Source organism: Pseudomonas sp. MYb13, assembly GCF_002980075.1.
GTDB lineage: Bacteria > Pseudomonadota > Gammaproteobacteria > Pseudomonadales > Pseudomonadaceae > Aquipseudomonas > Aquipseudomonas lurida.
Map to the genome: position 1 here is coordinate 60,637 of NZ_PCQI01000009.1, position 19,077 is coordinate 79,713.

General features: G+C 61.2%; 18 protein-coding genes. 7 read left to right on the forward strand and 11 right to left on the reverse strand.

From position 1 onward, the window contains the following. Positions 1-105: 105 nt before the first annotated feature. From rdgC to sugE, 3 genes are all read left to right on the forward strand, one after another. Positions 106-1,026 carry a recombination-associated protein RdgC gene (rdgC, locus tag CQ002_RS17260; protein ID WP_034103031.1) on the forward strand — a complete coding sequence of 307 codons (921 nt, stop codon included), beginning with the start codon at positions 106-108 and terminating at the stop codon, positions 1,024-1,026. A 200-nt stretch (positions 1,027-1,226) separates the two neighbouring features. After that, complete coding sequence (locus CQ002_RS17265) at positions 1,227-2,192, forward strand: bile acid:sodium symporter family protein (protein ID WP_034103029.1); 966 nt, start codon at positions 1,227-1,229, stop codon at positions 2,190-2,192. Between the two features lie 106 nt (positions 2,193-2,298). Continuing rightward, the gene (gene sugE, locus CQ002_RS17270; protein WP_034103027.1) at positions 2,299-2,613 is read left to right on the forward strand and encodes a quaternary ammonium compound efflux SMR transporter SugE; all 315 of its coding nucleotides are present in this window, start codon (positions 2,299-2,301) and stop codon (positions 2,611-2,613) included. Positions 2,614-2,737: 124 nt separating this feature from the next. On the opposite strand, the gene CQ002_RS17275 is transcribed toward sugE, so the two are convergent. The 4 genes from CQ002_RS17275 to CQ002_RS17290 all read right to left on the reverse strand — a co-directional run bounded on the left by CQ002_RS17275 (position 2,738) and on the right by CQ002_RS17290 (position 7,477). Continuing rightward, positions 2,738-4,612, reverse strand: coding sequence for an MFS transporter (locus CQ002_RS17275; protein WP_034103025.1), 1,875 nt, complete (start codon positions 4,610-4,612; stop codon positions 2,738-2,740). Between the two features lie 58 nt (positions 4,613-4,670). Further along, positions 4,671-5,819, reverse strand: a complete 1,149-nt coding sequence (locus CQ002_RS17280; RefSeq protein ID WP_034103024.1) for a TDT family transporter — start codon at positions 5,817-5,819, stop codon at positions 4,671-4,673. A gap of 107 nt (positions 5,820-5,926) precedes the next feature. Further along, positions 5,927-6,238, reverse strand: coding sequence for a cupin domain-containing protein (locus tag CQ002_RS17285; RefSeq protein ID WP_034103021.1), 312 nt, complete (start codon positions 6,236-6,238; stop codon positions 5,927-5,929). A 45-nt stretch (positions 6,239-6,283) separates the two neighbouring features. Then, entirely contained in the window at positions 6,284-7,477 is a 1,194-nt protein-coding gene (locus tag CQ002_RS17290) for an MFS transporter (RefSeq protein WP_105161911.1), read from the reverse strand. Positions 7,478-7,568: 91 nt separating this feature from the next. Here CQ002_RS17290 and CQ002_RS17295 point away from each other — a divergent pair, with 91 nt between their 5' ends. Next, complete coding sequence (locus CQ002_RS17295; protein WP_034103016.1) at positions 7,569-8,108, forward strand: TetR/AcrR family transcriptional regulator; 540 nt, start codon at positions 7,569-7,571, stop codon at positions 8,106-8,108. Between the two features lie 708 nt (positions 8,109-8,816). Here the strand turns inward: CQ002_RS17295 and CQ002_RS17300 are convergent. From CQ002_RS17300 to CQ002_RS17315, 4 genes are all read right to left on the reverse strand, one after another. Next, positions 8,817-9,596, reverse strand: coding sequence for an ABC transporter permease (locus tag CQ002_RS17300; protein WP_034106501.1), 780 nt, complete (start codon positions 9,594-9,596; stop codon positions 8,817-8,819). Then, positions 9,593-10,525, reverse strand: a complete 933-nt coding sequence (locus tag CQ002_RS17305) for an ABC transporter ATP-binding protein (RefSeq protein WP_034106503.1) — start codon at positions 10,523-10,525, stop codon at positions 9,593-9,595. Before CQ002_RS17305 ends, CQ002_RS17300 begins: the two co-directional genes overlap by 4 nt. A gap of 134 nt (positions 10,526-10,659) precedes the next feature. Beyond that, the gene (locus tag CQ002_RS17310) at positions 10,660-11,277 is read right to left on the reverse strand and encodes a glutathione S-transferase family protein (RefSeq protein ID WP_034106505.1); all 618 of its coding nucleotides are present in this window, start codon (positions 11,275-11,277) and stop codon (positions 10,660-10,662) included. A gap of 58 nt (positions 11,278-11,335) precedes the next feature. Then, entirely contained in the window at positions 11,336-11,995 is a 660-nt protein-coding gene (locus CQ002_RS17315; RefSeq protein WP_034106507.1) for a transglutaminase family protein, read from the reverse strand. A 191-nt stretch (positions 11,996-12,186) separates the two neighbouring features. On the opposite strand from CQ002_RS17315, the gene CQ002_RS17320 reads away from it, so the two are divergent. Together CQ002_RS17320 and CQ002_RS17325 are read left to right on the forward strand one after the other, a co-directional pair. Continuing rightward, positions 12,187-14,634 carry an acyl-CoA dehydrogenase gene (locus CQ002_RS17320; RefSeq protein WP_098466159.1) on the forward strand — a complete coding sequence of 816 codons (2,448 nt, stop codon included), beginning with the start codon at positions 12,187-12,189 and terminating at the stop codon, positions 14,632-14,634. Between the two features lie 75 nt (positions 14,635-14,709). After that, positions 14,710-15,117: a PA2817 family protein gene (locus CQ002_RS17325; protein WP_010211653.1), complete on the forward strand. Its 408-nt coding sequence runs from the start codon at positions 14,710-14,712 to the stop codon at positions 15,115-15,117. A 30-nt stretch (positions 15,118-15,147) separates the two neighbouring features. Here CQ002_RS17325 and CQ002_RS17330 read toward each other — a convergent pair whose 3' ends face one another. Beyond that, the gene (locus CQ002_RS17330; RefSeq protein WP_105161910.1) at positions 15,148-16,086 is read right to left on the reverse strand and encodes a LysR family transcriptional regulator; all 939 of its coding nucleotides are present in this window, start codon (positions 16,084-16,086) and stop codon (positions 15,148-15,150) included. Positions 16,087-16,175: 89 nt separating this feature from the next. On the opposite strand from CQ002_RS17330, the gene CQ002_RS17335 reads away from it, so the two are divergent. Beyond that, positions 16,176-16,802 (forward strand): serine-tRNA(Ala) deacylase AlaX, encoded by a 627-nt coding sequence (locus CQ002_RS17335; protein WP_034106513.1) that lies wholly within the window; start codon positions 16,176-16,178, stop codon positions 16,800-16,802. Between the two features lie 78 nt (positions 16,803-16,880). Here the strand turns inward: CQ002_RS17335 and CQ002_RS17340 are convergent, their stop codons facing one another. Both CQ002_RS17340 and CQ002_RS17345 read right to left on the reverse strand, forming a co-directional pair. Next, positions 16,881-18,455: an alkaline phosphatase gene (locus tag CQ002_RS17340; RefSeq protein WP_105163113.1), complete on the reverse strand. Its 1,575-nt coding sequence runs from the start codon at positions 18,453-18,455 to the stop codon at positions 16,881-16,883. Then, positions 18,452-19,006: a GNAT family N-acetyltransferase gene (locus CQ002_RS17345; RefSeq protein ID WP_098466158.1), complete on the reverse strand. Its 555-nt coding sequence runs from the start codon at positions 19,004-19,006 to the stop codon at positions 18,452-18,454. The genes CQ002_RS17340 and CQ002_RS17345 overlap by 4 nt, the downstream gene beginning before the upstream one ends. Positions 19,007-19,077: the final 71 nt, after the last annotated feature.

Here is a 19,077-nt window from a genome sequence, read left to right on the forward strand (position 1 = left end):
TTCTTAAATCTTTTTTTTGATAGCTTCCAATGGCTTAGGCAGGGTTGGCCTGAGACGTTATCAAGAGAATAATGCCCCCCTTTGTATAGAGGAGAGACTCACCCCATGTGGTTCAAGAACCTGCTTATCTATCGCCTGACCCAAGATCTGCCTGTTGATGCCGAGGCGTTGGAAGCGGCCATGGCCACCAAACTGGCGCGCCCTTGTGCCAGCCAGGAGTTGACCACGTACGGTTTCGTCGCCCCCTTCGGTAAAGGTGAAGACGCTCCCCTGGTTCACGTCAGCGGTGACTTCCTGCTGATCGCCGCGCGCAAGGAAGAACGCATCCTGCCGGGCAGCGTGGTACGTGACGCGCTCAAGGAGAAAGTCGAAGAGATCGAGGCCGAGCAAATGCGCAAGGTCTATAAGAAAGAACGCGACCAGATCAAGGATGAAATCATCCAGGCCTTCCTGCCACGCGCCTTTATCCGTCGTTCGTCGACCTTCGCCGCCATCGCGCCGAAGCAGGGCCTGATCCTGGTCAACTCCGCCAGCCCGAAACGCGCCGAAGACCTGCTGTCGACCCTGCGTGAAGTGATCGGCACCCTGCCGGTTCGCCCACTCACCGTGAAGACCGCACCGACAGCGATCATGACCGACTGGGTCACCACCCAGAAGCCGGCCGATGACTTCTTCGTCCTCGACGAATGCGAGCTGCGCGACACCCACGAAGACGGTGGCATCGTGCGCTGCAAGCGCCAGGACCTGACCGGCGAAGAAATCCAGTTGCACCTGACCACCGGCAAAGTCGTGACCCAACTGTCCCTGGCCTGGCAGGACAAGCTGTCCTTCATGCTCGACGACAAGATGACCGTCAAGCGCCTGAAGTTCGAAGACCTGCTGCAAGACCAGGCGGAACAGGACGGCGGTGAAGAAGCCCTGGGCCAACTGGATGCGAGCTTTACCCTGATGATGCTGACGTTTGGTGATTTCATCCCTGCGCTGGTCGAAGCACTCGGCGGTGAAGAGACCCCACAGGGTATCTAAGCAACACAGCTCCCAAGTGGGCACAGTCAGTGTGTGAGCGGGCTTGTGTGGGAGCCGGGCTTGCCCGCGATGCAGGCACCTCGGTCTTCAGTTGAACCGAGTTGATGCTATCGCAAGCAAGCCAGCTCCCACACAAGCCCGCGCCCACATTTGGATCCGGTTTCCAATCCGACCACCTCTCTAATAACAAGGACACCCCCATGCGCGCACTCGCCGCCTTGAGCCGCTTCGTCGGCAACACCTTCGCTTACTGGGTGTTGATTTTTGCCGTCGTCGCCTTCCTCGAACCCGGCTGGTTCATCGGCCTAAAAAGCGCCATCGTCCCGTTGCTGGGCCTGGTGATGTTCGGCATGGGGCTGACCCTCAAACTCGATGACTTCGCCGAAGTCGCCCGTCATCCATGGCGGGTGGCGTTGGGCGTGGTGGCGCACTTTGTGATCATGCCGGGCGTGGCATGGCTTTTGTGCCAGGCCTTCCATCTCCCCCCGGAAATCGCTGTCGGCGTGATCCTGGTCGGTTGCTGCCCAAGCGGCACCTCGTCCAACGTGATGACCTGGCTGGCCCGAGGCGACCTGGCGTTGTCGGTGGCCATCGCCGCCGTCACCACCCTCCTCGCCCCACTGCTCACCCCGGCGCTGATCTGGCTACTGGCCTCGGCCTGGCTGCCAGTTTCGTTCATGGAGTTGTTCTGGTCGATCCTGCAAGTGGTGCTGCTGCCGATCGTGCTCGGCGTACTGGCGCAACGCGTGCTCGGTGATCGGGTTCGCCATGCGGTCGAGGTGCTGCCACTGGTGTCGGTGGTGAGCATCGTGATCATCGTTGCGGCGGTGGTTGCCGCCAGCCAGGCGAAGATCGCCGAGTCAGGCCTGTTGATCATGGCCGTGGTGATGCTGCACAACAGCTTTGGCTACCTGCTGGGTTACTTCACCGGTCGCGTGTTCAAGCTGCCGCTGGCGCAGCGCAAGTCGCTGGCGCTGGAAGTGGGCATGCAGAACTCCGGGCTGGGTGCCGCGTTGGCCAGTGCACACTTTTCGCCACTGGCGGCGGTACCGAGTGCGCTGTTCAGTGTCTGGCACAACATTTCCGGTGCATTGCTGTCGACTTACTTCCGCCGCATGAGCGAAAAGGAAGACCGTCGCGTCCTCGAGAACACGCCACAAACTTGATCAGCCGAGCACTTTTCGGCACTCTACCGAGCTTCGCGGGGACGACCCCGCGACGCTCTCAAGCGCCTAATCCGGGGACGACCCCACCTAGTGTTAGGAGGTCATCATGTCCTGGGTCATTTTGTTTTTCGCAGGGTTGTTTGAAGTCGGCTGGGCCGTTGGCCTGAAGTACACCGACGGCTTCAGCAAGCCGCTTCCCACCGCCCTGACGATTGTCGCCATGGCCATCAGCCTTGGCCTGCTGGGGCTGGCCATGAAAGAACTGCCGCTGGGCACCGCCTACGCCATCTGGACCGGCGTGGGTGCGGTGGGCACCGTGATTGCGGGGATTATCCTGTTTGGAGAGTCCATGGCGTTGTTCCGTTTGGCCAGTGTGGCGTTGATCATTTGCGGGCTTATCGGCCTCAAGATCAGCACCTGAGCCACTGCCGCTATCGCGGCGATGCGGCGACCCGACAAGCCCGTTCCCACATTTGAATGTATAGATACAGTCAGAAGTGGGAGCGGGCTTGCCTGCGATGAGGGCCTTGAAGCCAGTAAAAAAACTACCTGACACTGCCCCTCAACACCCCCACCCTTTCCTGCAACTGCGCAGGCGTAGCGGCCTCTACCGTCACCGGCTCACCCGCCACCAACACCACCTTCGACCAGATGCGATGCAAGAACCCTTTGTTCGGATCGCGGCTGAAGAAACTTCCCCACAACCCTTGCAGCGCCATTGGAATCACCGGCACCGCCGTCTCTTCCAGAATGCGCGTCACGCCGCCACGGAACTCGTTCATCTCGCCATCGGCGGTCAGCTTGCCCTCCGGGAAGATGCACACCAACTCCCCTTCCTTCAGATACTGCGCAATACGCGTGAAGGCTTTTTCGTAGATCTGGATGTCTTCGTTGCGCCCCGCAATCGGGATCGCCCCAGCGGTGCGGAAGATGAAGTTGAGCACCGGCAAGCGATAGATCTTGTAGTACATCACAAAGCGAATCGGCCGACGCACCGCGCCGCCAATCAACAGTGCATCGACAAACGACACATGGTTGCACACCAGCAACGCCGCGCCTTCATCCGGTATCGCCTCCAGGTTGCGATGCTCCACGCGGTACATGGAATGGCTGAGCAGCCAAATCATGAAACGCATGGTGAATTCAGGGACGATCTTGAAGATATAGGTGTTGACCGCGATGTTGAGCAGCGACACCACCAGGAACAACTCGGGAATCGACAGCTTGGCCACGCTCAGCAGCAGAATCGACACGATGGCCGAGACCACCATGAACAGCGCATTGAGAATGTTGTTGGCCGCGATCACGCGCGCGCGCTCGTTCTCGGCGGTACGCGACTGGATCAGCGCATACAGCGGCACGATATAGAAGCCGCCGAAAACGCCCAGGCCGAGGATATCGAACAGCACCCACCAGGCCTGGCCGTAACTGAGCACGGCCAGCCAGTCGTTGGCCTGGACGTTCTGAGGGAAACCGCCGGAGTGCCACCACAGCAACAGGCCGAACACGGTCAGGCCGAATGAACCGAACGGTACCAGGCCGATTTCGACCTTACGCCCGGAAAGCTTTTCGCAGAGCATCGAACCCAGCGCGATACCCACCGAGAACACCGTGAGAATCAGCGTCACCACGGTCTCGTCGCCGTATAACCACTCCTTGGCGTAGGCCGGGATCTGCGTCAAGTAGATCGCGCCGACAAACCAGAACCACGAGTTACCGACGATGGAGCGCGAAACGGCGGGCGTCTGCCCCAGGCCCAGGCGCAGGGTGGCCCAGGACTCACTGAAGATATTCCAGTTCAGCCGCAGCTGCGGGGTCGACGCCGCTGCCCGTGGAATGCTGCGGCTGGCCAGGTAACCCAATACCGCCACGCCAACAATCGCCACTGACACCACGGGTGCGTAATGGGTGGACGACATCATGATGCCAGCGCCAATGGTGCCGGCCAGGATCGCCAGGAACGTGCCCATCTCTACCAGGCCGTTACCACCGACCAGCTCATCGTCGTGCAACGCCTGGGGCATGATCGAGTACTTCACCGGGCCGAACAGCGCCGAATGGGTGCCCATGGCAAACAGCGCCAGCAGCATCAGCTCCAGGTGGTTGGTCAGGAAGCCCGTCGCGCCCACGGCCATGATCACGATTTCGCCGATCTTGATCGCGCGGATCAACGCATCCTTGTTGAATTTCTCGCCAAACTGCCCGGCCAATGCCGAGAACAGGAAGAACGGCAGGATAAACAACAACGCACAGAGGTTGACCCAGATCGAACGGTCACCGTCGATGGTGAGCTTGTAGAGAATGGCCAGGATCAGCGATTGCTTGAAGATGTTGTCGTTGAAAGCGCCCAGCAACTGGGTGATGAAGAACGGCAGGAAGCGCCGTGTGCGCAGCAAGGTGAATTGCGAGGGGTGGCTCATCGTCCGTGTTCCTGCGTGGCCTGTTATCGATTCAGGCCACGACTTTACCTAATCCTGCTTACTTATTCGCTAGTCCCGCAATGCACGGTGAAACAAAAAGCTCACCTCTATAGGCGCCCTGCACGGTGCGCTTGGCGACGATCAGCCACATCAGCGCCAACGCCACCACCAGCACGCTGCCCAATACGCTGAAGAATGCCAGGTGCAGCAGGCTCGCCAGCTTGAGCGTCGCCAGGGCATACACGCCCAGAGGGAAGGTAAAACCCCACCAGCCGAGGTTGAACGGAATACCGGCGCGCAGGTAACGCAGGGTGATCAACACCGCGATCAGCATCCACCACAAGCCAAAGCCCCACAGCGTAATGCCCGCCACCAACCCGAGGCCGTTGGCCATGTCGCCGACACCGGGCAAACCATTGGCCGCGAAGATAGCCGGCGCATCGCCCCCTAGCAGCAACATGCCCAGCGCCCCGGTACCGATGGGCCCCAGGGCCAGCCAGCTCGACGCGGCCATATTGGCGTGGGGCAGTTTGTGCAAGGCCATGCGCAGCATGAGGATGGTCAGGATGCTGAACGCCACCGGCAGGGAGAACGCCCACAGCACGTAGCTGGTCACCAGCATCACCAGTTGCGAATGGGCATCCGCCAGGTGCGGTGCGAGCAGGCCACCACTGGCGGCGGCGACTTCCGCAGCGACCACGGGCAGCAGCCAGACGGCGGTCATCTGGTCGATGCTGTGTTCCTGGCGGGTGAACATCATGAACGGAATGAGCACACCGCAGGCCAGCGCCATGGCCACGTCCAGCCACCACAGGGCCTCGGCGAGCGGTATCACGTCGGCGCCCCAGCGCGGCAGGCCGAACAGCAGCAAGCCGTTGAGAATCGTCGCGAGCCCCATGGGGATCGTGCCGAAAAACATCGAAACCGTGGAGTGCCCGAAGATCCGCCGAGCCTCGTGGAAAAACATCACCCAACGGGCCGCGTACAGCACGCTGAACAACACAAAGAGGCCAATGGTGAACAACCACAGCGCTTGGGCGATGGCGTGCAGGCCTGGCAGGTTGACCGGTAGCTGCGCCAGAGCCAGTGCAAGCACACCAGTGCCCATGGTGGCGGCAAACCAGTTCGGCGTGAACTGGCGTATCACTTCCCGTGGACGGGTCAGGTGACTGAAGGGTTTGTAGCTGATGCTATTCGAGCAGGTCATGATGGCAATCCTCTTCCTCGCATGAGGTTGAGACCATGGTAGAACCGAATCGAATATCTATATAACGGGTAATATCTCTATCTGTTATCTACTTTGCCAATATAGCGTCAGACGCTGCCTTCGCATTCGATCACTAGAATCCGCGCCTGCCCTTGCGGGTGGGCCACGTGCTCGGTGCCGACACTGGCGTAGAAGATGTCGCCCACGCCCAACTCAGCCACCTGTTCGAAACCATTGTCTCGGTAGTGCATCTGCACCCGGCCGTCCAGCACCACAAACACTTCTTCACCGTCGTTGATATGCCAGCGATAGGGCTGGTCGGTCCAGTGCAGGCGCGTGGTGATGCCGTTCATCGTGGCGATGTCCAGCGCTTCCCAGGCACGGCTGCCAGTGAAGTCCTTGCTGCGGATGATCTTCATGCTCGAATCTCGATCAGGCGGATACGGGGCACTGATTATTACTCATCAGCCGCCTGTCGTCGCCCGCACGCGCGCCGAGTCCTGGAGCAGCAACGCAACCAACGCGCCGAGGGCCAGCACCATGAGGACCGCACCGTAGCCGTCGGTGGTGGCGATCAGGCCAAAGCTGCGAATCAGGTTGCCTGCCAGCAATGAAGGCAAGCAGAAGGCCAGGTAGCTCAGCACATAGAACGCCGACATCAACCCCGCGCGCTCATGGGGCAAGGCCAGCGGCACCACACTGCGCAAGGCGCCGAGAAAGCCCGCGCCAAAGCCGCTGCCGGCGATCAGGGTGGCGATGAAGAACAATGGCAGGCTGGCGCTGTGCACCGCCGTGAGGATCAGCGCTACACCGATGGCCAGCAGCCCGGCGCCGAGACGTAGCACCTTGTCGGCCGGGCGATTGCGCAGGGTGAAGATCATCAGCGCACCGCTCAGGGTCAGTACGGCCACCAGGCCGCCACCGATCAGGTTGGAGGTGGACCCGGTGGCTGCCCGCACCAGCGACGGCGCCAGGGACAGGTAGAACCCGCCCATCGCCCACACCGCCACGTCCACCGGCAATGACAGCCACAACGCCCGGCGCGCCTGGGGCGGCACATGCAAGGTCGGGCGCAGCGACGCCAGTGCGCCGGGGATGCGGCTCACCGTTTCCGGCAGGCGCCATACGTAGAGAGCCTGCACCAGCATCAAGGCCAGCAACGTCCAATAGATCAATTGAGTCGGCAATGGTGCGAACTCCACCAGCATACTGCTGCCCATCGCGCCGCAGGCCATGCCGAGCAGCGGCGCCACGCTGTTGACCAGCGGGCCCTGCTGGCGGTCGGTATCGAGCAATGCGGCGCCCAGTACGGCGGTGGCCATGCCGGTAGCGAACCCCTGCAAGGTCCGCGCGGCAATCAGCCAGGCCACGCTGTCTTCATTGATAAACAGCAGCATCGCCAACATATCCAGGATCAGTGCGGCAAAAATCACCGGCTTGCGTCCCAGGTGATCCGACAGTGAACCGACGGTCAACAGCGCCGCCAGCAGGCTCAAGGCGTAGACACCGAAGATCAGCGTGAGCATGCCTGCCGAAAAATGCAGGCCCTCCTGATACAGGTGGTACAACGGCGTCGGCGCACTGGAGGCCGCGAGAAACGTCAGCAACGTGATCGCGAGGAACACCAGGCTGGAACGATGAGAAACAGGACTGGACATGGGCACGCTCCGCTAAAGCTAATATTTTGCTTTTGCGGAGTGTGCGACCTCCCAGCGCTTAAAGCAAATTCTTTGTGTTAAGGTCACACGCATGGCGATAAAAGAAGGCCTTCGCCCGGGAGGCCGCAGTGCCCGGGTACAAGAATCCGTCCATTCAGCGGTGCGAGAACTGCTGGAAGCCCATGAGCGCTCCAGCGTCACCGTGCCGATGATTGCCGCGCGCGCAGGCGTCACGCCCTCGACGATCTATCGCCGCTGGGGCGACCTCTCCGTGCTGCTCGCGGACGTTGCCCTCGCGCGGATGCGACCCGATAGCGAGCCCGCCAACACCGGCAGCCTGCGCGGCGATTTGCAGGCCTGGGCCGAGCAATACCTGGATGAAATGAGTTCGGAGCCGGGTCGCAACATGATGCGCGACTTGCAGTGCATGATCACGCCAGGGTACTGCGTGAGCATCCTGAGTGGGCAATTGCAGGCCATCGTCGATCGCTATCCAGACGCGGCGCCACCGAGCGTGGACCACCTGATCAACCTGCTGGCGGCGCCGACGGTGTTTCGTATCCTGTTCTCTAACGCGCCGCTGACGGTGCAAGAACTGCACGCCCTGATCGAACTGGCGCTCAACGCCTGACACTTCCCGGTGGGAAGATGGCGGCCTCTACACAACTGCGTAGCACCAAGCCTAACCACGATGCGAAGCGAGCCGCTGTTGATCGTGATCTTGATCTGGCTTTTGATCTAGCCTTTGATCTTAGGCGCCCCATCAAACACGCTGGCCGGAATTCGACAGGGATTTGGGGGGTAAACCGGCAGGGATGCCGGTTTAGCCGCCCCGCGCCATGGAGGGCGCGTGGCGGCGGCCCCCCAAATCCCTGTCGGATTACGGGCACACCGAGCGTGAGCGAGGTGCCGAGTGTTGGGGCAAGAGCGTTTTGCTTACTTTTGCGCTGTTCAAAAGTGAGCCGCTGTAAGAGCGGAACCCATAGCAGCCGTTACCTGAATAACGGATATGTCCCCGGTCTGATCCAACATTCAGGTCGGCTGTCAGGCCGCCTTCGCGAGCAAGCCCGCTCCCACAGTTGGATCGCGGTGTGACAGGCAGAGAGTGGTTGGCTGTCAGGCCGCTTTCGCGGGCAAGCCCGCTCCCACATTTTGGATCGCGGGGTGACAGGCAGACAGTGGTTGGATGTCAGGCCGTCTTCGCGAGCAAGCCCGCTCCCACATTTTTGGATCGCGGGGTGACAGTTAGATAGTGGTTGGCTGTCGGGCCGCCTTCGCCAGGTCGTGAAACAATAAAAAACGGCCTCATTTGAGGCCGTTTTTCATTGCGGATCGCCGCTTACGTACGCATCCCGCGCCCGCTCACCAGCAACCGCGCGCAGCCAACATACAGCACCACGGTGGCCACGATCATGAAAGTGATCGCCACACTGATCTTGATGTCCGACACACCCAGAATGCCATAGCGGAAGGCGTTGACCATGTGCAGCACCGGGTTGGCCAGCGACACGGTCTGCCAGAACGGCGGCAGCAGGGTGATGGAATAGAACACCCCGCCCAGGTACGTCAGCGGCGTCAGCACAAACGTCGGGATGATCGAAATATCATCGAAGTTGCGCGCAAACACGGCGTTGATGAAGCCCAGCAGCGAGAAGATCGTCGCCGTCAGTACCACCACCAGAATGGTGACCCCGAGGTGATGCACCTGCAGGTGCGTGAAGAACAGCGACAGCAGGGTCACGATCACGCCGACCATCAGGCCACGCAGCACGCCGCCAAGGGTGTAGCCGATCAGGATGGTGTGCGGCGACACCGGCGACACCATCAGCTCTTCGATGGAGCGCTGGAACTTGCTGCCGAAGAAACTGGAGACCACGTTGCCGTAGGAGTTGGTAATCACCGACATCATGATCAGGCCCGGCACGATGTATTCCATGTAGGTGAAGCCACCCATGTCACCGATTTGCCGGCCGATCAGGTTACCGAAGATCACGAAGTACAAGACCATGGTGATCGCCGGCGGCAGCAGGGTCTGCGGCCAGATCCGGGTAAAGCGTTTCACTTCGCGATAAACGATGGTTTGCAGCGCGACGAGGTTGGGTTGCAGTTCGGAACTCATACCGCCACCTTCGCCAGATTTTTCTCCACCAGGGACACGAACAACTCCTCAAGGCGATTGGTTTTGTTACGCAGGCTCAGTACTTCGATGTTCTGGGCCGCCAACTGAGTGAACAGCGCGGTGATGCCCATGGCCTTGTCCACCTGCACTTCCAGGGTGTGGCTGTCGACAAGACGGCTCGGGTAGCCCAGCAATTGCGGCGACACCGACAGGTTGTTCTTCAGGTCGAGCAGGAAGGTTTCCACATGCAACTGGCCCAGCAGATTACGCATGCTGGTGTTCTCGACGATGGTGCCGTGGTCGATGATGCCGATGTTGCGGCACAGCTGCTCAGCCTCCTCCAGATAATGGGTGGTGAGGATGATGGTGATGCCCTTCTCGTTCAGCTCGGTGAGGAAGGTCCACATCGAGCGACGCAGCTCGATGTCCACGCCAGCAGTGGGCTCATCGAGGATCAGCAGGCGTGGCTCGTGCACCAGTGCTCGGGCGATCATCAGGCGGCGCTTCATGCCACCGGACAACGAACGCGAAGGCACATCGCGTTTGTCCCACAGGCCCAGTTGAGTGAGGTACTGCTCGGCGCGCTCCTTGGCGACTTTCGCCGGGATGCCGTAGTAGCCCGCCTGGGTCACGACGATGTCGAAGGTCTTTTCAAACTGGTTGAAGTTGAATTCCTGGGGCACCACGCCGATGGAACGCTTGAGCGCCGCCGGGGATTTGTCCAGGTCATGGCCGAAGATATTCACCGAGCCGCTGGTCTTGTTGACCAGGGTGGAGAGGATACCGATGGTGGTGGATTTGCCGGCGCCGTTAGGGCCGAGCAAGGCGAAGAAGTCACCTTCGGCAACGTCCAGATCGATACCACTCAGGGCCTGGAAACCGTTGCCGTAGGTTTTGGTTAGCTGCCGGATGGACAGAGCGGAACTCATATCGGATTACGCACCAAAGAAGGGAATAGAAAGAGTAGATGGGGGCGCAGCCCAGGTAGTTCAACGGCGGCGCATGACAAGCATGGTGCTTGCCCGCGCCGCACAAGTACAGTCACCCGTATTAATAGTGGGTATTAAGTCAACGCAGTCATGACCGCCTTACGATAGGCTGGACGTTGTTGCAGGCGCTGGTACCAGGCCTCTAGATGGGGCATTGCAGGCCGTTCGATGGGCATTTCAAACCAGGCGTAGATGAAACTGCCCAAGGGGATATCGCCCATGCCGATCTCTTCGCCCGACAGATACGGCTGTGTGGCGAGCGCTTGGTCGACCGTCTTGAGCACATCGATACAGGCTTGGCGCCCAGCGTGGATAGTGTCCCAGTTCTGTTTTTCCACCGGGGTGCGCAACACGCCCCAGAACACGATCTTGAACGGTTCGGCAAAGGTGGAAGTGGTCCAGTCCATCCACTTTTCTGCGTTGGCGCGGGCCTTCAGGTCGCTCGGGTACCAGCTCGAGGCCTGCTTGGCGCAGAGGTAACGCACGATGGTATTGGACTCCCACAGCACAAAGTCGCCGTCTTCGATCATCGGCACTCGACCGTTGGGGTTCAACGCCCTGTACTGCGGCGTGTCGACCACACCAAAAGCCCCGCCCGCATCAATTGCCTCATAGTCCAGGCCGAGCTCCTCGGCGCACCACAGTGCCTTCCTGACGTTTGATGAATTTTTACGACCCCAGATTTTCAGCATGACCGCGCCTTTTATTGTTGATGAACATGGCTTGATGAACGCAGCAGCATACGCCGGTTCACGCGCGGCTTAAATCGCTCTGCATGTCGCCGAGCAGCGCGGGCATGTCCTCGCCAAACAGGTGGGGGTAGCACTGCTGGATATGGGCGAAGAAAAATGCCTCGGGCACATCAGGAAATTGCCCGTGGTCCACCACGTACTCCATCGAACGCTGGCCCTGACGGTTGAACGCGTGGAAGACACTGTCATGGATGCCGTCGAAGTCCAGCGGTGGCACGTCGAACACCGCACACAATTGCTGGTTGAACGCGGGGGTGGCCTTGACCCAGCGATCATTGAGGTAAAGCTCGGTATAACCGTGCATGGCGAACACATCACTCTTGAGCAAGGCGATCAGGCGCGGCGTCGACAAGTGATTGCGCACGTCCGCCAGGCCGATGCGCGCCGGGATCCCGCAATGCCGGGCGCAGGCAGCCAGCAAAGTGGCCTTGGGCACGCAATAGCTTTCGCCGGTGGCCAGGGCGAAGCTGGCGTTCAGCGTGTCCGGATCACGGCTGAAAGTGTAGGGGTTGTAGCGAATCGCTTCGCGCACGGCGTAATAAAGGCTGACTGCCTGGTCACTTGCAGCCGCGCGGGTTCCGCGGTGTTTTTCGGCGAACTCCACCACCGCAGGGTGGTCACTATCGATGAAGCGGCTGGGACTCAGGTACGTATCCATGCGCGTGATCTCCGGGATAAGCCTGGAGTTTAACGACAGGTCTGCCACAGCGATAACGACGATTCGGCCAAATGTCGGCGCCTGAAGCCAGGTGCTCCCAGTACAACTTGTAACACCCTGATCACCCTGCTTGTTCGGATGCCGACTAAGCTCCCTGGTGGTTTCGCCCCTGGTTTCACGGAGGATTGAATATGCTGTTGTTGTGGATACTGGTTCTGGTGGTCGGCATTGCCTACCTCGCACACCGCCGCGTCGCCCCCCTGCCCGCGTTGGGTGTGGTTGCCGTCTACCTGCTGGCGATGGGCGCGTGGAGCCACGCACCGGGTTGGCTGCTGCTGATCTTCTGGGTGTTGATCGCCGCCGTGGCCGCTCCCCTGCTGCTGCCCGACCTGCGCCGCCAATACTTCACCAAGCCGCTCTTCAGTTGGTTCCAGAAAGTCCTGCCGCCCATGTCCGAGACCGAGCGTGATGCCATCGACGCGGGCACCGTGTGGTGGGACGGCGAGCTGTTCAGTGGGCGCCCCGACTGGGACAAGCTACTGGCCTACCCCAAGGTGCAACTGACCGAAGAAGAACAGGCGTTCATCGACGGCCCTACCGAAGCACTCTGCGCCATGGTCAGCGACTGGGAAATCGGCCAAGCCATGGACCTGCCACCCGCTGCCTGGGAGCACATCAAGACCCATGGCTTCTTCGCCCTGATCATTCCCAAGGAATATGGCGGCAAGGGCTTCTCCGCCTACGCCCACTCCCAGGTGGCGATGAAACTTGCCACCCGCAGCGGTGACCTGGCCTCCACCGTGATGGTGCCCAACTCCCTCGGCCCTGCCGAGCTGCTGCTGCACTACGGCACCGACGAACAACGCAACCACTACCTGCCACGCCTGGCCCGTGGTGATGACATCCCCTGCTTTGCACTCACCGGCCCGCTGGCTGGCTCCGATGCCGGCGCCATGCCCGATACCGGCGTGATCTGCAAAGGGGAATGGGAAGGCAAGGAAACCCTCGGCCTGCGCTTGAACTGGGAAAAACGCTACATCACCCTCGGCCCGGTCGCGACGCTGCTGGGCCTGGCCTTCAAGGCCCATGACCCGGACCACCTCTTGGGTGAAGAGGAAGACCTGGGCATCAGCCTGGCGCTGATCCCCACCGACACCCCCGGCGTGGAAATCGGCCGTCGCCACCTGCCCCTGGGCGCGGCGTTCATGAACGGCCCCAACTCCGGCAAGGACGTGTTCATTCCCCTGGAATTCCTCATCGGCGGCCAGGAAATGCTCGGCAAGGGCTGGATGATGTTGATGAACTGCCTCTCGGTGGGCCGTTCTATTTCCCTGCCTGCGGTCGGCACAGGTGCGGCCAAGTTCACCAGCCTGGTGACTGGCCAATACGCCCAGGTGCGCGAGCAATTCAACGTGCCCCTGTCGGCGTTCGAAGGTATCCAGGAAGCCATGGCCCGCATCGGCGGCAACGCCTGGCTGATGGACAGTGCGCGCATGCTGACCGCCAATGCCGTGGACATGGGGGAAAAACCCTCGGTACTTTCGGCGATCCTCAAGTATCACCTGACCGAACGCGGTCGCGAGTGCATCAGCCATGCGATGGACGTGCACGGCGGCAAGGGCATCATCATGGGTCCCAACAATTACCTGGGACGCAACTGGCAAGGCGCACCGATCTTCATTACCGTAGAAGGCGCGAATATCCTGTCGCGCAACCTGATGATCTTCGGTCAGGGTGCGATCCGTTGCCATCCGTTCGTGCTCAAGGAAATGGCCCTGGCGGGTCGCGAGGACCATGACCAGGCGCTGAAGGAATTCGACGGACTGCTGATGCAGCACATCGGGTTTGCCGTGAGCAACGCCGCCAGCACCCTGGTACTGAACCTTGGGGTGGGTCATTTCGAGAAGGCCCCGGGCAACCGTTTGAGCCAGGGTTATTTCCGCGCATTGAATCGTCAGGCTGCCGCGTTCGCGCTGCTGGCCGACCTGAGCATGATGCTGCTGGGTGGCGAACTGAAGCGTCGCGAACGCCTGTCGGCACGCCTGGGTGATGTGCTGAGCCATATGTACCTGGCATCGGCCGCACTCAAGCGTTATCACGATCTCGATTCACCGGACCACCTTGAACCGTTGTTCGCCTGGGCCATGGAAGAAAGCCTCGGGGAATCGGAGCGTGCGCTGGATGAACTGCTGAGCAACTTCCCGAACAAGGTGCTGGGTTGCCTGTTGCGGGTGATCGTGTTCCCGTTCGGACGTCGCCATACCGGGCCGTCCGATGCGCTGGATGCCGAAGTGGCGGCGGTGATTGGCCGTGCCAAAGGCGACCCGACCCTGGAAGAGTTGCTGGCCGGCTGCTACCGCCCGCAATCGTCGGAAGACCCCGTAGGCGCCCTGCAACATGCCTACGACCTGCTCGGCGCCAGCCATCCGTTGCAGAAGAAACTGCACACCGCGCTCAAGAGCGGCCAGGTCAAACCGACGGCCGGGGAACACGCCATCGATGCGGCACTGCACGCCGGCGTGCTGCAACCGGCTGAAGCGCAGACGCTGCGTGACGCTGAAGCCGCACGGCGCAAGGTGATCGACGTGGATGATTTCAGCAAGGAAGAACTGACCCAGGCTGAGGGTAAAGTCCGCTGAGTCGAGCGGTCATATAAATACGGGCGCGGGAGCTATATACTCTCGCGCCCGTTTTTGCTTTAGAGGACTTATCTCGTGTCCAACGTCGTTGCCGATCATCTCGTCTTGCTCGACCACTTGCGCAGCATCCTGGTTGCCGTCGGCGAAGCCGAACAGGTACCCGAGGAAAGCCACTCGCTGTTCCTGGAGCGTTTCGACGAATTGCGCGCCTTGCTGCCGATCGACCCGATCGAAAGCCAGTACCTGGGCCAGGACCTGATGAGCCAGGTCATCCTGCGCTACCCGCAGATTGCCCACCTGGTCCCGCGCGACCTGCTGTGGTTCTTTGGCGGTGACTGCCTGCACTTCATGCCCGATGAGGAACTGGACCTGTACCAGGCCCTGGAAGAGCGTCGCTTCGAAGCCGAACAGAACGACGAACCGTTCGACTGGAACCAGGAAAAGCAGCTGCTGGCCATGCCGGACGACCAGAGTAAGCACTGATTCCCCCTGTAGGCGCCGGCTTGCCGGCGTCTACCCGTTTTGTCGGCGCAATGTCGGCTCCTTCGCCATGCACGCCACCAGATAATCAATGAACACCCGCAGCTTCGGTGGCAAATACCGCGTTGGCGAATGCAGCAACCACGCCTCGCCATGGTAGGACGCAATGAAGTCCCACCCCAGCAACACCTGCACCAACCGCCCCTCCTCCAACGCATGCCGCGCCGTAAAGTACGGCAAGCTGCCAATGCCCAGATGCTGCAACACCGCATCCAGCCGTACACCGGTGTGGTTCGCCGCGTAGCGTCCGCGCACCGCGACTGTCACCGCCTTGCCAGCCTGGCGAAATTTCCAGCGTGAATCCCCCGGGGTTTCCCCCAGGTAGATGCAACTGTGCGCCAGCAAATCCTGGGGGTGGCCCGGTGTTCCGTGCTCGGCCAGGTACTGCGGGGTCGCGCACAGCAGATGCTCGATCGGCAATAACTGCCGGCCGACCAACCCCGGCGGCGGGCTGTCAGTGATGCGAATGCTCAGGTCGACGTTGTCATCGATCAGGTCCACCTGTCGGTCCTCCAGGATCAACTGCACGTCCACCTTGGGATAACGCCGCAAAAACTCCGGCATATGCGGGTGCACCACAAAGCGCCCCACCGCCTTGGGCACGCTGACCCGCACCAGCCCTTCGGCTTCGTGGGTGAACTGGCCGCTGATCTCCATCACCGAGCGCGCCGCGTTGACCATCTCCTGGCAACGCTTGAACACCTCTTCCCCGCCCTCGCTCAGGCGCAACTTGCGCGTGGTGCGTTGCAGCAACCGTGTCGCCAGGGCCTTCTCCAGGCGCGAGATACTGCGGCTCACCGAGGATGGCGAGGCGCCCATTTGCCGGGCGGCTTCGGAGAAGCTGCCGGTTTCCACCACTTTGACGAAAATCGCCATTTCGCCCAGCAGCGGCAACGGTAGATTGATGCTCATGGTGCACAGGTCCATTGATAGATGAGCGGATTATCACCCATCCGCGCACTATTTATACTGCCGGCAGAACCCTGATGCGGATGTAGATCATGACCGAGCGCCTGTTTTTTACCCACGACCACTTGACTGCCGAGCTTGAGGTGCTGAGTTGCACCCCTCATGAGGACCAGTTTGCGGTCATCCTGCAGTCGACGATTTTTCACCCCCAGGGCGGTGGGCAACCCTTCGATACCGGTTGGCTCGGTGACAGTGCTGTGCTGCGTGTCACCCAGGAGGCCGATCGTGTAGTGCACTACGTCGACCGCCCGCTGGAACCAGGCCCGATCACCGCGCGGGTCGATGAACAGCGTCGCGCCTTGCACACTCGGCTGCATTCCGCCGGACACTTGATCGGCAACGTGGGCGAGACGTTGGGCTGGATGCCGATCAAGGCCCATCACTGGCCAGGCGAAGGCAAGATCACCTTCATCCGTGGCGAAGCCGCGCAAGCCATGGAGGCCGAGACCATCCAGCATCACGTCAACCAGTGGATCGCTGCGGACTACCCGCGCCATATGAACCTGGAAGACGGCACCCGCCAAGTCGGCTTCGGCCAATTGCCCGCGTATGCCTGCGGCGGCACCCACGTGCAAACGTTGGGCGAACTTGGCCAAGTGACCATCCTGGCCCTTTCAGAAAAAAAGGGCGCGCTGTCGGTGCGCTACGAAATCGCCTGAGACGGCACATCGCCCCCTGGTGAGCGGGTGTGCCCCGTTCACCACAGAAAACCGGCCTGCCAGAGCAGGCTTTTCCACCTACACCACCATCGCCCCCGCCCGCCCCGACGCCACCACAAACGACTTGAGGGTCGACACCGTGGCCGCCGGATCACGCGGGTCGGTGATCACCCGCAACTGAGTGAGCATCTGGTGCTCATCCACTTCCACCGATACATACCCGCGCTGACGACTGTCGAAAAACCTCACATGGGGGTTGAGCGGCAGGATCTTGCTGAACGCCTCGAACGGCGGCCCATCCGACGTCACTGACGTACCGACGAACTCCGTGGCGACCACGGGCGAATCCGGATTATTGCCATCGGCATGCACATCCGTCACCCAGAACGAATGGATATCGCCGCCCCAGAACACTGGGTTGTCAACCCGATTGCGCACGATGGACGCCAGCATCCGTGAGCGGTTGGCCATGTAGCCGTCCCAGCCATCGGTCCAGCGCCCCGGCGTGTGGCTGGTCAAGTCACGCTGGGTCAGCGGCGCTACCAGCAGGTCCTGGGCGATAACATTCCACTGCGCCTTCGACTGGGCAAAGCCCTGATCCAACCAGGCCTCTTGTTGCCAACCGAGCATCGTGCGACCGGGGTCGCGCAAGTCGTGGCAGAGGTCATCGGCGATGTGCCCCTGATGGCTGCCATTGGCCAAAATACAGGGTTGTTCGGAGCGGTACTGTCGGCCGTCCAGCACATGGAAACGAGCCAACCGACCGTAGTCCAGGCGCCGATAAATGCGCATGTCCGGCCCTTTGGGCACACTGCTGACACGCAGCGGCATGTGTTCGTAATAGGCTTGGTAAGCCGCAGCCCGCTGTTGCAGAAATTGCCCGACCGGGATCTTCGGGTCCTGGGACCAGCGGTTGGCGTAGTCGTTCTGCACTTCGTGATCGTCCCAGGTCGCGACGCTGGGGGCTACGGCGTGCAAGGCTTGCAGGTCCGGGTCGGTTTTATACAGGGCATAGCGGTTGCGGTAGTCACTCAAGCTCACCGCATTGCCGCTGCCATGGGGGCGAATGATCTTGCCCGAGCCCACCGCGTAGGAACTGTCGTAGATGTAGTCGCCCAGAAAAAACACCAGGTCAGGCTGTTCCTGCGCCAGGTGGCGATACGCACTGAAATAACCTCGCTCCCAATGCGAGCACGAGACAAACCCCAAGCGCGCCGACGGCATGGCATCCAAGGCCGGCGCTGTGCGCGACTGCCCCACCGGGCTTTGCGCGCCGAGCCCTTCGAACTGATACCAGTACGGCCTGCCCGGCTGCAGCCCCGCCACCTCCACATGCACCGAGTGCGCCCATCGCTCGCTGGCCATGACCTCACCCTGGCGCACCACGCGGGTCATCGCGGCATCGCTGGCGACCCGCCAACGCACCGGCACCGTGCGGCTCAGCCCACCATGGCCATCGGCGGCATTGAACAGCGGCGCCAGGCGCGTCCAGATCACAAAACCATCCGGCAACGGGTCCCCGGAAGCCACGCCCAGGGTGAATGGATAGTCCACCCCGGCACTGCGGGCGAATGGGCTGAGGATCGAAAAGGTGGTTGCAACGGCCAGCCCGGCGAGTACCCGACGCCGGCCCTGATCAACCTCGCCCCTCACCGCCGACACTCCCAATCCTCACGCAGCGTGGCGAACACCAGCATGTCTTCATGCACGCCGTTCTTGAGGAATGCCCCGCGCAGGCAGCCCTCGTACTGCAAGCCGATCTTCTCCATGACCCGTGCCGACGCCTTGTTGCGACTGAAGCACTGGCTGCCCACACGATGAAGGCCGAGGTCGGCGAAGCCGTGGTCCATCAGCACGGTCGCCGCCTCGGTCGCGTACCCCAGGTTGCGCGCATCTGCCGCCGTCCAGCCGCCAAGGTGCCCATAGTGATGGGTCGCATTGATGCGCAAGCTGGCGATACCGATCAACGCGCCGGTGTCGCGCACATGCACACCGAGGCTCAACAGCCCTACCGAGCGAAATTTCGCCTGCATGCCCGCGATAAAATCCAGCGCCGTTTCCAGGGTGTAGGGCGACGGGATACTCGCAGTGTTGTCGGCGATCTTCGGGCCGTTGGCGAGGGCGCACAACGTCTCGGCCTGGTGGTTTTCCAGTGCGCGCATTAACAGTCGCGGGGTGGACAACTGTGGCAGTTCACTACGCATTTTTGGGGGGGCCTCGATGTAAAGTTTTCGAGAATGGCCCCGCCGGGTTTCAATTCTGTTACGTCACTAAA